Annotated in this window: 12 protein-coding genes and 1 other RNA gene; 2 read left to right on the top strand and 11 right to left on the bottom strand. The window is 32.5% G+C overall.

The features are described from left to right. Positions 1–7 precede the first annotated feature (7 nt). The 8 genes from BXU01_RS09925 to BXU01_RS23655 all read right to left on the bottom strand — a co-directional run bounded on the left by BXU01_RS09925 (position 8) and on the right by BXU01_RS23655 (position 7,478). Positions 8–478, bottom strand: a complete 471-nt coding sequence (locus tag BXU01_RS09925; protein WP_083693061.1) for a hypothetical protein — start codon at positions 476–478, stop codon at positions 8–10. Positions 479–543: 65 nt separating this feature from the next. Then, on the bottom strand, positions 544–738 hold the full coding sequence (locus BXU01_RS09920; protein ID WP_083693059.1) for a hypothetical protein: 195 nt from the start codon (positions 736–738) through the stop codon (positions 544–546). 417 nt (positions 739–1,155) lie between these two features. After that, entirely contained in the window at positions 1,156–3,165 is a 2,010-nt protein-coding gene (locus BXU01_RS09915; RefSeq protein ID WP_083693057.1) for a hypothetical protein, read from the bottom strand. Positions 3,166–3,253: 88 nt separating this feature from the next. Then, positions 3,254–4,876 (bottom strand): hypothetical protein, encoded by a 1,623-nt coding sequence (locus tag BXU01_RS09910; RefSeq protein WP_083693055.1) that lies wholly within the window; start codon positions 4,874–4,876, stop codon positions 3,254–3,256. Between the two features lie 164 nt (positions 4,877–5,040). Further along, entirely contained in the window at positions 5,041–5,232 is a 192-nt protein-coding gene (locus BXU01_RS09905) for a hypothetical protein (protein ID WP_083693053.1), read from the bottom strand. Between the two features lie 10 nt (positions 5,233–5,242). Continuing rightward, positions 5,243–6,595 (bottom strand): hypothetical protein, encoded by a 1,353-nt coding sequence (locus BXU01_RS09900; RefSeq protein WP_123774011.1) that lies wholly within the window; start codon positions 6,593–6,595, stop codon positions 5,243–5,245. 24 nt (positions 6,596–6,619) lie between these two features. After that, entirely contained in the window at positions 6,620–7,249 is a 630-nt protein-coding gene (locus BXU01_RS09895) for a hypothetical protein (RefSeq protein ID WP_083693049.1), read from the bottom strand. A gap of 82 nt (positions 7,250–7,331) precedes the next feature. Next, complete coding sequence (locus tag BXU01_RS23655; protein ID WP_165689774.1) at positions 7,332–7,478, bottom strand: hypothetical protein; 147 nt, start codon at positions 7,476–7,478, stop codon at positions 7,332–7,334. 183 nt (positions 7,479–7,661) lie between these two features. On the opposite strand from BXU01_RS23655, the gene BXU01_RS09890 reads away from it, so the two are divergent. Then, positions 7,662–10,631, top strand: coding sequence for a hypothetical protein (locus BXU01_RS09890; RefSeq protein WP_083693047.1), 2,970 nt, complete (start codon positions 7,662–7,664; stop codon positions 10,629–10,631). An 88-nt stretch (positions 10,632–10,719) separates the two neighbouring features. Here the strand turns inward: BXU01_RS09890 and ssrA are convergent. Both ssrA and BXU01_RS09880 read right to left on the bottom strand, forming a co-directional pair. Further along, positions 10,720–11,116: a transfer-messenger RNA gene (gene ssrA, locus BXU01_RS09885) on the bottom strand. A gap of 67 nt (positions 11,117–11,183) precedes the next feature. Next, complete coding sequence (locus tag BXU01_RS09880; protein ID WP_083693045.1) at positions 11,184–12,386, bottom strand: serine hydrolase; 1,203 nt, start codon at positions 12,384–12,386, stop codon at positions 11,184–11,186. 240 nt (positions 12,387–12,626) lie between these two features. Between BXU01_RS09880 and BXU01_RS09875 the strand changes: the two genes are divergently transcribed. Further along, complete coding sequence (locus BXU01_RS09875) at positions 12,627–13,829, top strand: NAD(P)-dependent oxidoreductase (RefSeq protein WP_083693044.1); 1,203 nt, start codon at positions 12,627–12,629, stop codon at positions 13,827–13,829. Between the two features lie 95 nt (positions 13,830–13,924). On the opposite strand, the gene fumC is transcribed toward BXU01_RS09875, so the two are convergent. Then, the gene (fumC, locus tag BXU01_RS09870; protein ID WP_083693042.1) at positions 13,925–15,310 is read right to left on the bottom strand and encodes a class II fumarate hydratase; all 1,386 of its coding nucleotides are present in this window, start codon (positions 15,308–15,310) and stop codon (positions 13,925–13,927) included. Positions 15,311–15,737: the final 427 nt, after the last annotated feature.

Genomic DNA, 15,737 nt, shown 5'->3' with positions numbered 1-15,737 from the left:
TTGTTTTTTAATTTGAAAATGTTTGTGCAAGAGCTGTCATGAAGGTGTTTTCCAGTCTTTTATCGTTATGTTTTTGCAGCCAAAGAGCTTCTTCAAGTAGTTTATAAAACTCATCTATTGATAATTGATACGGATCTACCTGAAACGCATGACGAATAAGCGCAGCAGATTTTTTGAATTCATCTTTTTTTGGCGTCGAATCGATGGTGAATTCGCTATCGTTTTTGACCATTGCTACAATAGAATTTCCTGCCGAAAGCATAAATTCATCATCATAATTTTGCTTGTCAAGAACACATTCCTTAAATAAAAACAAGATCGCTTCATGCGGATTGTCTTTGTATTTATTTTGATACTTTATAAATGTGTTAAAGGATGGTTTCTTGCAGTAAGTAGTTGTTAATTGATCATCAGAAGTCAGTTTTAATACTGTTCCGTATTTTTCTTTTAGTTTTTCTATGGCTATTTCGTCTGGCATTTTTTAGGGTTTTAGATTTTGTTTTTTTTGTGATGCAGAATTGTGGGTTGAAAGCTTTAGAATATTTAAATACTGCTGTCCCTGCTTTCTTTTTTTATAATTTCGGTCAGGTTTTCTCCTTTTTCGGATAGATTTAAAGGCGTGATATTAAAACTTTCTATAAAAATGCTTCCTTCTGATGCTTGCATTAAAGGATTTTTAAAATTACTCATGTCTGGTGTTTTAGGTGTTTCTCCTAAATCTCTGGGTGTATAATCCATGATTAGTTATTGTTTAATTGTTACTATGATTGCTAAAAGTTATTTGTATAGTTGAGGTGCCCACTTTCACAAATATTTTGAAAGCAGTAATTTTTTTTCGCCTTTCAGGCAAACCAATTGTTGGAATTAGAGTATGTAAAAATACGGCGGAAGAGTGTGAAAAACGAAAAAATGAAGGTCTGTATTCAGTAGTTTCAGTAAGAAAAAAATGTTTGTAAATTATTGTTTATCAGTGTTTAAAAGTTTTTTTTGTTCAGATAATCTATTAAATATTTTAGAATAATTACAATCATGTTTTTCTCAAATACGCAGAAGCAAAAATACCCAGGAAGCCAGAGAATTTATATTCTCAGGCATCTTGGATGTTTATTTTAAAATGGTAATGAATTGTTTTTATGCTCTAATTATAATTTCATTTTATGGCAAAGGAGTTGCATATGTCTTAACGGTTAAAACATCTAATGCATCGCGCTCTTCATAGTATAACTTATGAGTGTATTTATTCATTTTAATTTGAATTTCATTTAAATCTGTTGAATTGGTGTAAATATCCCTTCCTGACACAGATGGCGGTGCATAAAAAACGTTGCTTAGTATATCATTAAATATGACATTACCCAATTTAGATCTGTTGAAGATTGACATTGAAAGCATGAGGCAATTATTAAATATTAATTTGCTGTTTTCATAAAATAATATTGAATACTCATTACGTTGATTATAATAGAAAAACAAAGTACAGTTGTTAATTTGAGAATTATTAAAATTATAATAAGTTGATGAACCGCCTAAAAGTACTTTTTTTAAAAATGAACCTTGTATGTTTTCTATTCTTAACCATCTAACAGAAGGATTAGGAGCACTACTATAATTATTAGTATTAACCCCAATTACAGAATTAAAAATTTGCGAAGAATTTGCTCCCTCAATCATGAAGTACGGTAATGACTTTATTTTACTAATCACGATTTCTGCCTTACTATTATCAGATGTGATATGAAAACTATCTAAAAATAAGCTTTCATATATTTTACTAAAAGTTCCGCTGATTGTAACAGAACATACAAATGTTGTATTGCTTAATACTTCAGCATCTATATTAGTATCAAAATTTATTTCACTTAAATTATTTTGAATCACGGTATTGTCAAAAGATCCGGAAACCTTCATCATTTTAATATTGACGGGTTGATGATTTTGATCTATTTTAAAGATTGTAAAATCTTTGGCCTGATCATAAGAACTAACCTCCATTGTGAAATCAATAATCTTTGTGTCAGCATCTATAGCTAATGATTCACTATCTAAATCTGACGCTATATAAAAACGTTCAGTTGTTGTTTTAGTTGAGTTTGTCGCTGTAAATTGGTAAACACCAGCAAATCCGGTTAACGAAGTAACTGGTTGATCTTGATTAAGTATTTTTAAAATTGAATCAGCAGAAATTTTCCATCTGCGATAGCGTTGCACTCTCCAGTCAATTTTTAAATCAATATTAAGAGCATTATTGTATCGTCTTAATATTGTGCCTTTTGTTGCAACATTGCCTGCAACAGGCAATCTATATTCGATAATATCGTCAGGATATGTGATTGATTTTCCTTCTAATTCAAATTCGTTGCTGGATTTTGCCCTTAAAATAATTGATTCTAGCTGAACTCCAAGGTTTTCATCTGCTAACATATTCATATACTGCGTACCATTATGTACTTCAGTATTTAATACTCCTCCGGGGCGTATTACAGGTTTTCCGTTAGAATCGTTAACAACTAAATTATCAGCAATTCCATTAGAATATCTGGGCATTGAATATTCAAATTCTAATCCTAAAACATTTTGCATTCCATTAGCAAAACGGAAATAATAACCCATATATGAAAGGGAAACAGTTGTGCTTGAACCAACGGTTAACGCCCCTGAATAACCGGCCGGAAGCTTACTAATTACCACAGTTTTGCCTACAATTAAATTTAAATCATATCCACCGTTTAGAGCAGCGTAATTTGCCGGAAAAGAATCAATTCGTTTTGTTGTTATTTTTGGAGCAGAGTCTGAACCGTTAATTGTATAAATGGTTTGAAAATCATTTATCAAATAATAATTACCCGGAATCAAAGAGTTAGATTCAACCAGATTTAAAATATCTTCAGTATTTAAATTGTTTTCGGTTTTTACAAATTCATTTACAAAATCATAAACCGTTTTTGAAGACGGATAATCATTGTTTGTTGATGATGAGGAAATGGTTAAGCTTTTATTTCCTAAGTTTTCCTTAGCATCCAGTGAACTTACCAGATTTGTTATGCTGCTTTGCGGGATTGTTTCGTCCTTGTGCCAAAAGCTTTGCCAGGTACTCCAGAATTGTTCCTGAGTTGGCTTTTTACCGGTTTTAAACCAGTTGAGAATGGTGGTGATATTTGTTGCCATATAAATGAATTTACTAGGTAATTGAATTTTAGATTTTGAAAAATTTAGATTATTACTCTTTAAAAAAGTACAGTTTTTGGGATTGTTTTTAAAAGGATGAGGCTTCAGATCTAAACCATGTATTAGGTGCCGTACACCAGTATATATAGCCCGCTACTAATCTAATTTCTCCTGGCTCTCCTGTATCAGTAGATGAGCTGGGAGCATTTGTCCCTATTTTAATATCTTTGGTAGTTGCCAGAGTATAGTTACCATTTGCTTTATTTGGCATAAAATAAGTTCCGTTACCACCTTCTCCCCATATTGTTGCGTGATTACCAGTTCCGTCAAGGAACTGTATATGACGGCTTCCGTAGTGACTGTGTTTTTCAAATGTACCAGATTCATATATTGATATAACTCCGGGACCTACAACCGTTCTTCCTGCTCCAAGCTCATTTATAATGTTTTGACCATTAGAAATTATTGGGTTTTGTGTAACGACTTGCTGTAATGTGGGGTTTGCTGCTATGTCATCTGTGGTTGCTAATGTCCCTGATCGTGATGGAAAATTAAAATCTAAAGGAGTTTCTACATTAGTATTAAATCGTATTGGTTTGTCAGCGACAGATCCAATAACAAATTGATGGTCATTTGATGGTAATAAAGTACCTCCATCTCCATATTTTAATCCGGACAATACTATAACATTGTTATTTGTATTACTTCTTCCTGCATTTATTCCTATACCTACTGCACCTGATCCAGAATTAAGATTACCAGAAAAAGATCCTAAAAATGTATTACTCATTCCTGAACTTGATTGTCCGGCATAAGTTCCAAACATACTTGAATAATAATTTTCTGATGCATATGCTCCAGCTCCAATACCAACTATTGTATTGTAATTGCTATTAGGTAAACCCTGTCCGGTATTGGCAGATCCTAAAAGTACATTGTTTCCTGGTGTTGGATTTATCCAGACGCCTCCTATATTGGCAGATTTGCCGGAAGTATTGCCATTTTCTAATACTTGATCTAATGTTTGTGAACTCTCAACACCTTCAATTACAATATTTCCAGTTTCATCTGCAAAGTTTCCGTTTACAGACAACGGCATAGTTTGGTATCCTGCTGTATTAGGTACATTTACGGTTAACGCCTCAGTAAGAAGGTCAGATCTAAGATTAAAAGAACCTCCTTGTCCCATCTTTAAGAACAGACCATTAAGATGACCAAAAAAAGCTTGTCTTGTTCCGCCATTAACAGAAAAATATAATTGTTCAGTACCAAAAGAAGATTCTGTTAAAACTTCTGTTTCATTTTGAGTAGTCAGATATGAACCATTGCTTGAAAACTCAGCCCATTGTTTGTCTTTAGTTGATATATATACTCCATAATCTTTTACATGAACTTGCTGTATTGATTCTTCTCCAATAAATATTTCTTGAGATGATCTATTACCATTTGTTAATACCTGATCTAAATTTTCTGATCCCACATCTCCTACAGATATATCTCCGGAACCTATTAAAGATTGACCATTGATTGTTTTAAAATCAGATTGTTCTGTTTTTGATTTAAGCAATTCATCAATTCCCTCAATATCTTTTACGGGAACTTTGTCATATTTATGTCGGAAGGAATCCCAAGTATCCCAAAATTGAGCTTGTGTTGGTTTTGAACTAGTTCTAAACCAGTTTTTTATCGTGTTTAATGTTTGTATTGCCATTTTTTAATTTAATTTATGTATTGTTTTTTTTGGGGAAACCTTTCAAGATATACCCAAGATCTTAGGAAATTTAGGCTCTTTAGAATCTTGGATATATTTGTTTAAATGAGATAAGAGTTTTTTTTAAATCTCAATAAATTTTTAAGTCTTTTTAGAATCAGTTTTTACTTTTCTTCTTTCGAAAATAAAGGTGTAATGCCAGGTAATGCAGCTGATAAAAACAACCCAAGTAATTTGATTCTATTGATGGTTATCAATGAAAAACCTGCTTCTTGCAAAAGATCGAACTTCGTGTCTATAAATCCTGTTAAGACAATTAATAAACTAACGATTACTGCAATTTTTGTTTTGTTCATATTTTGATTTTTAAGGAGTTACTTTTTTAAATGAGTATTCTATCCATCCTGTAGAGGTCTTTTCATACATGATAAATTTTGATGTGTCAGAAGGGTCTACAATTTGCGTTCTAACTTTAAAACCATTTGGGACATTTGTAAAGTCTGAATTTAAATTTGTTGCTGATATTGCTGTAGTTGCAGAACTGTCATAGGCAAACTCATCTCTTAAGGCCAATTGACCGTTATTATCAGGCATTGTGACAAAAATTTGTGTGCTTGATCTTTGCGTTGAAGATTTTGATAATTGAATACATGAACCTCCTGATAAAAAAGACAAAGCATTATTTCTTAAATAAACTTTTCCGGATGAACTCTGTGATCCAATCTCATTATTCTTCATGTAAGTTGAAGTTATATGATCATTACTTTCTAATTTAAAAGTTTGTGTTCCGGTAACAGTACCATTTGTAGTAACCATTGTTCCTAAATCATCTGTAGAAGCCAAGGTGTATTCTCCATTTACCTTATCGGGAAATCTATAGGTACTTGTTTTAGTGTTGTCTTTTGTTGGTGATCCTTTTAATCTTACATTAGTTATGAAACTATCTGAAATTTCGTTGCTAAAACTAATTCCATCATTGAAAACTTGTGTAGCATTATTTGCTCCATAAACATGTATTCCATTATATAGCATAAAAGCACTATCGATATAACCTGTATTTGGAGATTCAAATTTTAGTAGTTGCCCAGTTCTATCTGTGCTTCCTGATATTAGCACTTGACTTAAATTAGGTACTTGGTCTCCACCTTCTGAAATTTCAATGTTACCGCTTGAATCAGCAAAGTTCCCATTAACAGATATTGGTAAGGTGTGAGTATTGTAACCGGAAATAGGTTTTGGAAATTTTAATTCTAATTGGGAATTATTACTTTGTGGCCATGTAGCATTCCCTTCTAACCAATAATTTATACTTGAGTCAGAATAAGTTGTCTGAGCAGATCTTCCTTCATTGCTTTGAGATTCTTTTTTATAATATTGAAAACCTCTGTCTGGATATATAAAACAGTAGGCCGTAAAAGGATTATCAGAATAACTTGCTCCATTTGTTGGATAACTGGAGTTGATTATATATGGATTGTTTATATCCCCAGATCCGTTGATCGTTATGTTGTAACCAGCTGTAATATGAGTTGATGAGCCAGCTCTGAAACTGCTTTTAGGTACAAACTTCACAATTTTATCTTTGCCCCATACAAGTACACTATCGCTGGCAAATCCTTTGTTTACTGTGTTAAGTTGTAGTGGTTTAGTTGTAATCTGATTTTGTGCATCAGCCACCATCCAGATGATTAACATGCACAGTATAATTGCTTTTTTCATATTGATTTGTTTTAATGTTTATGCTTATTTTTCTACGTTTGGTATTATAAATTCTTTCGAATCGTCAAAATCACCAATAGTATCTCTTAATTTAATAATAGTGCCAGGAGTTAATTCAAGCCATTGTACCGATGTTTTTGGGTAGGAAGCACTAAAATATTCTGCTGAAAATTCGAATTGTCCCGGTCTTTTAGACATAAGTGTAACTCCATTATATGTTCCACAGCTATAATCCCTTTGCAATATTTCATCATTAAGCTCATAAATTATAAAGTCACCATAGTTTGGATCGTTATAACCGAATGTTATAATTTTTCCTACACTATTATTTGATTTAGTAAAACTGCTCATCAAACTCGTATCTCCGCCGTAATAAGTTGCTTCGTTAAGGAAATTACCTTCACAATATCCTATTACGCTATCACCAACTTCTAATTCATTGGCTGTATTTGGATTAACCTTAAAAATTAAAAACTGTCCGGACGGAATAATTTTATCTCCGGCTAATAATTCATCAATTCCTTCAATGTCTTTTGCAGGAATTTTTTCGTATTTATGTCTAAAGGAATCCCAAGTATCCCAAAATTGAGCCTGTGTTGGTTTTAAACCAGTTCTAAACCAGTTTTTTATGGTGCTTAATGTTTGTATGGCCATATTTCTTGTTTTTAGTTAATTAGATTATAAATTTTGCTGAAAACCAACATTTTTCAATGGTTGATCAAAAGAATATTGACATTTATTCTTGTCTGGAATTTTTGGCATTTTTCTCCTGCCTTTCGATAATAAATAATCCATAATGGCTATCGTTTTTAGTTTGATTAATATATAATGTGGTGATTGTTTTTAAGAAAATAACAGCAGAATTTGCAAATAAAAATTGCATAAATGTTACTTTTTTGAGGGTGTAAAAGTAGAACAGAAGAATAGAAAAACTGCAAAAAAAAGCCTTGTGAATTCGGTAGTTTCAGTAAGTTGTATTTCTGCTGAAACTACTGAATACAAGTGTTTTAAAATTTAGAAAACCTAAATATTGATATTACTTTTACACTCAGAAAAACACCTAGCGATGAGTAAAAATTCAATTCACAATTTCAATCTTTCAATAAAAAATACTGCTGATTTAAAAAGCTCAGAAGAACTGACCAATGCAATTATAAAAGAGTTAGCCAAAGTCTCCAAAGAAATGAGCCAGCAAAGAGATATAGTGCAGGAATGGCAAGAGCAAAATAATAAAAATACTACCGCAATCGAAGAAGGCGCTGCCAATACCACTGCTGAAACTATCAAAAAAACAGCAACATCGGTTAGCAATACTTCTTCGGTTTTTGGAGAAACAACTTCAAGCGCTCTAATCGGGGGAGGCGTTGCTGATAACACTGGAATAACAACAATGAGTTCTTCCTCATCAGGCAACATTACTCCTCTGATATCAGGAGCAGGAAATAATACATTAAACTTCAGTAACGGTATTACTACGCAGACCTATGCGGGTGTTGCTGTAAATCAAACCTTAACAATACCTCAAACAAAGAGCAATGAACCTACATTAGAAACTATTAAAGCAGAAATCAAAAAGAAATTAGATGCTGCTATTGCAATAAAAAATACTGAAGAAATAGCATATTGGAGACAGATTACTATGGCTTTTAAAAAAGGAGCCACTGTTCAGGATTTTAATGGTAAAAAGGATCATGAACTTTTTACAAAAATGTATTTTGGATTGCAAAAATGGCGTCTCGCTACAATTGAAGAGCCTGCAATTAATAATATAAATTGGGGAGAGACAAGCGAATTAATGATTCTGAAATTATTGCAGTTATCAAAGGAAGAAACAAATGAAAATTTGAGAATATATTATAAAAGGATGATTAAAGAAATTAAAAATCCTGATATAAATGTCCAAAAGCTATTTTCAGAACATGACGAATTATTCTTATTATTAAAATCAGTTTTCCCTAATTTGCCTGGCAAAATAACTATTCAGACCCAAAAAGTAATATATCCAAACTTAAGTCCTCAAAAAATGTACCCTAACATTGGGTTAGAAGACATGTATTTTATTTGGTCAGGAACATTGTTAGATGAGGTAGAGATTAAATATGGTATAGGTGAAATAGAAAGTGATATATTTTGGAATTATCCCGCATTAAAAACCGGTGAATGGTATGACTACGACAGAATTGATAATCCAACCAAAGAAGGATCTACTTTTTGGGATGCATCCTTGTATAATACCCTTAATGGTCAGCATTATTTATATCATACAATTGCGCAGCGTCACGCGTATTATCAATTCGTTGATGCTTATTTAAAAACTAAAGGTATAATATCTGAATGGTTTGATGCTGCAGCAAGAGTAACAATGGGGTCTATTAGAACTGCCATGGATGGTGAAATGGCATTAGGAGCACCAGAAATGCCTGTAAATCTCTGGTTCTTATCTGATGAAACTGATGATTTCTTAAAAGGAGGAAACAAATATTTGTTTGCTGATAATATGAATAATGTCAAACTACTTTTAGAAGGTAAAGGAAGTTTGAATGGAGAATTTATAGATGCCAAAGGAAATAAACAAAGTTTTAAAAATTTATCTCAGAAAGAATTAGATTTTAAATTGGTAGAATTTGAACAAACTCTAGTTCAGGATTATATAAATTCATCTTTTAATGATTTAAACAATAGTTTTCTGAAAAAATCATTAGATGAGGTTTCAGAAACTACTGGAAATAAGGAATTAGACGCTATTATTAAGCAGATTAATGAGAATTTTACACTTTGGATGGCTCCTGATATCACAGAAGATATTATGGAAAAACATTTTACCACAAACAAAAAGATAACTTTCAATTTTGCAAAATATGATGATAGGGTAAAGCTTGGGCAATTGATGGTAAAAGAATTGTATTATTTAAAACTGAGCGATACTTTTAAAGTGGATAATATTGATAAAATCCTGAAAGATCCTGGAAAATATAAAGTTGAAACGTTTGTGCATTTTAAGATTGATCCAAAAAAGGCAATAAAAGAAGAGTCAAAACATTTAAAAGAATACAAGTTACTTGAGCGTTTATCAAGAATAAAAGGTAAACTTAATGAAAAAGTAATCTATGTATTGTCAAATTTAGATGAGGTTGTTATACTTGTTTTGAATACTGGAATTTCTGCAATTGAAGAAGTAATATATTCATTAATAGATATTGGTGAAGAAGTAACAACAGACCTAACAGATCTTTATGATGAAATTAGGGAAGAATTTGAAAGAACGAAATTAAGTGATCATTATAGTGAAACATATGTTGATTTAATTAAAAATTTATATAATGAAATAAAAGAAATTAATGATATAAGAAAAAAAATAGAGGAAAAGATAGCAGAAAAAATAAAAGAAAAAAGAATAAAAATACGTGAAAAAATTAAGCAGGAAATTAGTGATTTACCTAATGAAATAGCTGGAAACGTATTGGCTAAAACTGCAAACCGAATTTATCCAGGAGTTAGAAGACTGGATCATGAAAACGAAAAACAAGCATTGTTTAGAAAAAGTTACGAAGCCTCAGTAGCTATTTTGCTTTATGAATTTGCAACAGGTACAGGACCAAAGGAGCGTAATTTCGATTTTTATCAACATAAATTTGCTCAGGCTATCTTACAAGACCGAATGATCCAGGAAATCATGGAAGAAACTTTAAAGTTATTAAGACAAACGAATTACGACTTTGTTAATAAACCTAATAGTAAAGAATTATTAATTAGTTTAGAATTTAGTCCAACGCTTACGTATGCTATCGAAAGTCTTGATAAACATTTCGATTCTAACCTTGCACAAATTTTTATCGGCGGAGCATTTGCTTTAGTACGTATAAACAAAGGGAAGTTAGAAGGTTACATTTATAATGAGACATCAAGAGAATCATTGGTACTTCATTTAAATGTTGGAAATATAAAACGTAACGACAATGGAATTGAAGAGCAAAGATTATCCACTATTATACAAAGGTTTTATTTTACTTTTGAATTGCCGTACAATATTAAGTAGTTAAAAAAAATGTTGTCGGCATAATGTAGGCTAAAATGTAAAATAAAAAATCGCAATTACCATTATTATAGGTAAATGCGATTTTTTTTTGTGGAGTCGCCGGGAATCGAACCCGGGTCCAAACAAGCAACTAAAGAGCTTTCTACGCGTTTATTTCCTGATTGGATTTTCGATGTTAAGCTAGGTCAGGAACAACCACTCAACACTTATCTTCTTAATTTCGATATCCACCCGAAGCTCATGGAAATCTAGGTCTATTTTTACGGTTCCCCTGTACTGACCGCCACAAACCAAGGCTTTCAAGGAGAATCCAGCTTCCCTATCTGATAGGGACGTGGCTTAATCTTACTATAATTCGGATTATGCAGCTAAAGCGTAGTTATTTTCGCCGTGTAAAATTGTAAGATCTTATATTTACGAGCAAGGTCTCAATGCTCGACGTGCTTACTTTTCAATTCGACTTGCTGTCAAAACCAGTCGACCCCAAAAATGAGTTTGCAAATTTATACTATTTGAAGTTAGGTTTGTAATAAATTTTGCAGAAAAATAATATTATTCTTCATCCTTAAATTTAAATGGATAATCACCAAAAATAGGAGCCAGTTTACGAACCGCATAAGTGTTTCTGGTCATTTTATTTGATAATGCAATAATAGTAACATGCTCTTTCATCAACGGAATATACGATGAGGTATTACCATGCCACCAACCGTTATGAAAGTAATAGTTTTGTCCTGAATCCCAATTGATCATTCGAATACCAAGACCGTAATTTTTTGTTCCTTTGCGTTCGTTGCTGTAACCTGCATAAACTTGTTTTAAAAGTTCAGGCTTTAAAAATCCCGGGGCATTTCTCGCTCTGTCAAATTTTAAAAGATCTCGTACTGTAGAAAAAACATTTTTATCTCCGTAAACATTATCCAGATAATCAAAACCAATTTCTACACCATTTCCTTTATAAGATGGAACAATCTTTTTTCTGTCTTTATCATCATCAAAAACATAAGTATGTGTCATTCCCAAAGGTTTAAAAATCATTTGAGACATAGCTTCTTTATAAGTCAATCCTGTTATTTTTTCAATAATAAGAGCAAGCATTGCATAATTTGTATTGCAATAACTAAAACGTGTTCCGGTTCTTGATTCTAACCCAACATCTTTTGTTGCTAAAATATCTAGGATATCCTTATTGGTAAGTTGATTGTGTCTGTCCCAAACAGTTTTATCGTGATCTGTAAAATAAGCGTAATTACGCATTCCGCTGCGATGGCTTAAAAGCATTCTGATCGTACAATCTTCATATGGAAATGTTTTCAGGATTGTATTTACTTTTTGATCTAAATCGATTTTACCGGCATTTACCAATTTTAAAACTGCTGTTGCAGTCAAAACTTTACTTACAGAGGCAATTTGCACCGGTGTTTCTGCCGTAATTTTAGTTCCTTCATTTTTATTAGCAAAACCATTATATCTTTCAAAAATAATCTGACCGTTTTTTGCCACTAAAAAACTTCCGTTCATACTATTGTTAGGCCAGTTTTTAACATAAAAATGATTTATTCGTCCAGTTACTGAATTTATATAAGCTTGCGAAATCTTAGTTTCCGGACCTAATGGTTTCATTTTAGGTAAAGTATCTTCGACTTCAGGAGTTGTATTTGTTTGAGTCTTTTTGTCATTACCACAAGAGCTCAAAACTAGTATTGAGAAAAGTATTTGTGGTATCTTTGTTTTTTTAAGGAAAATCATTTTCATCGTTCTTTAAAAACAAATATATAGAATTCAATATTTATGTTTTGGCATTTTTCGATTATTGCAAACGTTTTTTTAACAAAAAATTAAGACTTTGTTTAATTAGTTGATTGTAAGTCAGCTTCTAACGGTTTCAAAACATTCTAAATTGTATTTTAACAACAAAACTTTAACTAAATTTGTTATATTTGAAACAAATTGAACTTAAAAAGTTATATTAATAATTATTTTAATCAGCTATAAATGAAATTTGGAATTATAAAAGAAAGAAAAAGTCCGCCGGACAGACGTGTTGTATTTTCACCAAATGAACTTGCAAAACTTAAACAAACATATCATGATGCTGTTATAGAGGTAGAGAGTTCGGATATTAGGATTTTTTCGGATGTTCAATATAAAAGTATGGGAATTACGATTACAGATGACGTTTCTGAATGTGATGTACTATTTGGCGTAAAAGAAGTTCCTGTTGAAAATTTGATTCCAAATAAAGCCTATTTCTTTTTTTCTCATACCATAAAGAAACAGCCTTATAATCAGAAGTTGATAAAAGCAATTTTAGAAAAAAATATTGACCTTTATGATCATGAAACAATTGTTGATGATCAAAATCGTCGTTTAATAGGTTTTGGTAAATATGCCGGAATGGTTGGTGTTTATAACGGAATTCGTGCTTTTGGAATAAAATTCGAATTGTTTAAATTACCCAAAGCAGAAACTCTTGCAGGAAAAGATGCCTTGATTATGCACTTGAAACGTATCAATTTGCCGGCATTAAAATTTGTACTTACCGGAACCGGAAAAGTGGGCAGCGGGGCAAAAGAAATTCTCGATGCTATTAAAGTAAAAGAAATTACGATTGAGAATTATTTAAGCAAAAATTATGCTCAGCCAGTTTATGTTCAGCTAGATGTTTTAGAATACAATAAACGAATAGATGGAGAAGTTATTGATTTTAATGATTTTGTAGCACATCCGGACGAATATGTTTCTGACTTTGAAAAGTTTACGAAAGTATCGGATATTTATTTTGCAGGACATTTTTATGCTAGCGGCGCGCCAATGATTTTAACCAGAGAAATGCTGAATGCCAGTGATTGTAAACTAAAAGTCGTTGCTGATATTTCTTGTGATGTAAAAGGGCCAATCGCTTGTACATTGCGTTCTTCGACAATTGAAGAACCTATCTACGGATATTTTCCTTTGGAAGATAGAGAAGTTGAGGTTTTTCATCCGGCGGCAGTTGTAGTAATGGCAGTGGATAATTTACCATGTGAAATTCCAAAAGATGCCAGTGAAGGTTTTGGAGAACAATTTATGGAATACGTGATTCCAGCTTTCTTTAATGATGATAAAGACGGAATCCTAAAACGCGCCAAAATTACAGAAAAAGGAAAATTAACAGAAAGATTTAGTTATCTGCAAGATTATGTAGACGGGAAATAAGTAAAAAGTCTCAGTTTTCAGTCTCAGTGCAGAACTTTAACAAAGTTTGACCAATTAGAAGAACTGAAAACTGAGAATAAAAACTGAAAACTTTTTTATACCATTTCCTCCGGTTTTACCCAGGCATCAAAATCTTCCGGAGTCACATAACCCAAACGAACGGCTTCATCTTTAAGAGTTGTTCCGTTTTTGTGAGCGGTTTGTGCAATTTCAGCTGCTTTGTAATATCCTATTTTTGTGTTTAAGGCAGTAACCAACATCAATGAATTATCTACTAATTCTTTGATGCGTTTGTAGTTAGGTTCAATTCCCTGAGCGCAATGTTCGTCAAATGAAACACAGGCATCGCCTAATAAACGTGCTGATTGCAAAAAGTTAGCCGCCATAACAGGTTTAAAAACATTTAGCTCATAATGTCCTTGCATTCCACCAACAGCAATGGCCATATCGTTACCAATAACCTGGGCACAAACCATTGTTAAAGCTTCGCATTGTGTTGGATTTACTTTTCCGGGCATGATAGAAGATCCCGGTTCATTTTCTGGAATATGAATTTCTCCAATTCCGGAACGTGGTCCTGATGCCAGCATTCTAATATCATTTGCTATTTTGTTTAGCGAAACAGCCAGTTGTTTTAATGCTCCATGAGTTTCTACAATTGCATCGTGTGCTGCAAGTGCTTCAAATTTATTTTCGGCAGTAACGAAAGGGAGATTTGTGAATTTTGCAATATATTCGGCAACTTTTACGTCGTATCCTTTTGGGGTATTTAATCCGGTTCCTACAGCGGTTCCGCCCAAAGCGATTTCAGATAAATGTGCTAAAGTATTTTTTAATGCTTTTAATCCAAAAGACAATTGAGCAGCATATCCTGAAATTTCTTGTCCTAATGTGAGTGGAGTAGCGTCCATAAGATGTGTACGGCCAATTTTTACAACAGCTTCAAATTCGGTTGCTTTTGCTGATAAAGTAGCGTGAAGTTTTTCTACACCTGGAATAGTAGTTTCAATTACCATTTTGTACGCTGCAATATGCATGGCAGTAGGGAAGGTATCGTTTGAAGATTGTGATTTGTTTACATCGTCATTTGCTTTTATAAAAGGTTCACCTTCGCCAATATTGAATCCTTTTAAAACTTGCGCGCGATTGGCGACGACTTCGTTTACGTTCATATTACTTTGTGTTCCAGAACCGGTTTGCCAAATTACCAATGGAAATTCGTCTTTTAATTCTCCGGCCAGAATTTCATCACAAACTGCGGCAATGGCATCACGTTTCTCGCTTGGTAAAACTCCTAAATCGGCATTGGCATAAGCAGCAGCTTTTTTAAGATAGGCAAAACCCTCGATAATTTCCTGTGGCATAGATGCCGAAGCGCCAATTTTAAAATTGTTTCGGGAACGTTCTGTTTGTGCTCCCCAATATTTATCTGCCGGGACCTGAACTTCGCCCATTGTGTCTTTTTCTATTCTGTATTTCATTTTATTTTATTTATGTGAGTTGTTATATATTATTATTTGAAATGTGGATTGTTTAATGTTGGTGTAAATAGAACGCGGATGACGCTGATTTACTTCGTAAAGACGCAGATTAAGATGGATTTTATCTCTTGTTCGTTCACTTTAAAAGTCTGTTAAGATTCTGATGCTTAAGATTTCTTATAAAAACGTATATCCTAGCCGCGATAGAAGAGGAAATCCTTTTATGTTTTTTCTTTAAAAATCATAAAAGATTGTAACGAATAGCGGGAAATAGCTCCTGAAAATACTCATGTTCTTATAGTTTAGATAGTTAAATAATAATTGAAAAAATCCTTATTTAAAATGAGTTTAAATATACGGATTATTGTGATTTTACGAAAATTGATTTGGATTTTATTGCTAACGAAAAATATAAAACATACATTTG

It is taken from the genome of [Flexibacter] sp. ATCC 35103, from assembly GCF_001975985.1.
Lineage (GTDB): Bacteria > Bacteroidota > Bacteroidia > Flavobacteriales > Flavobacteriaceae > Flavobacterium.
Note: the sequence above shows the minus strand (reverse complement) of the source record. Positions and strands in the feature narration are given on the sequence as shown.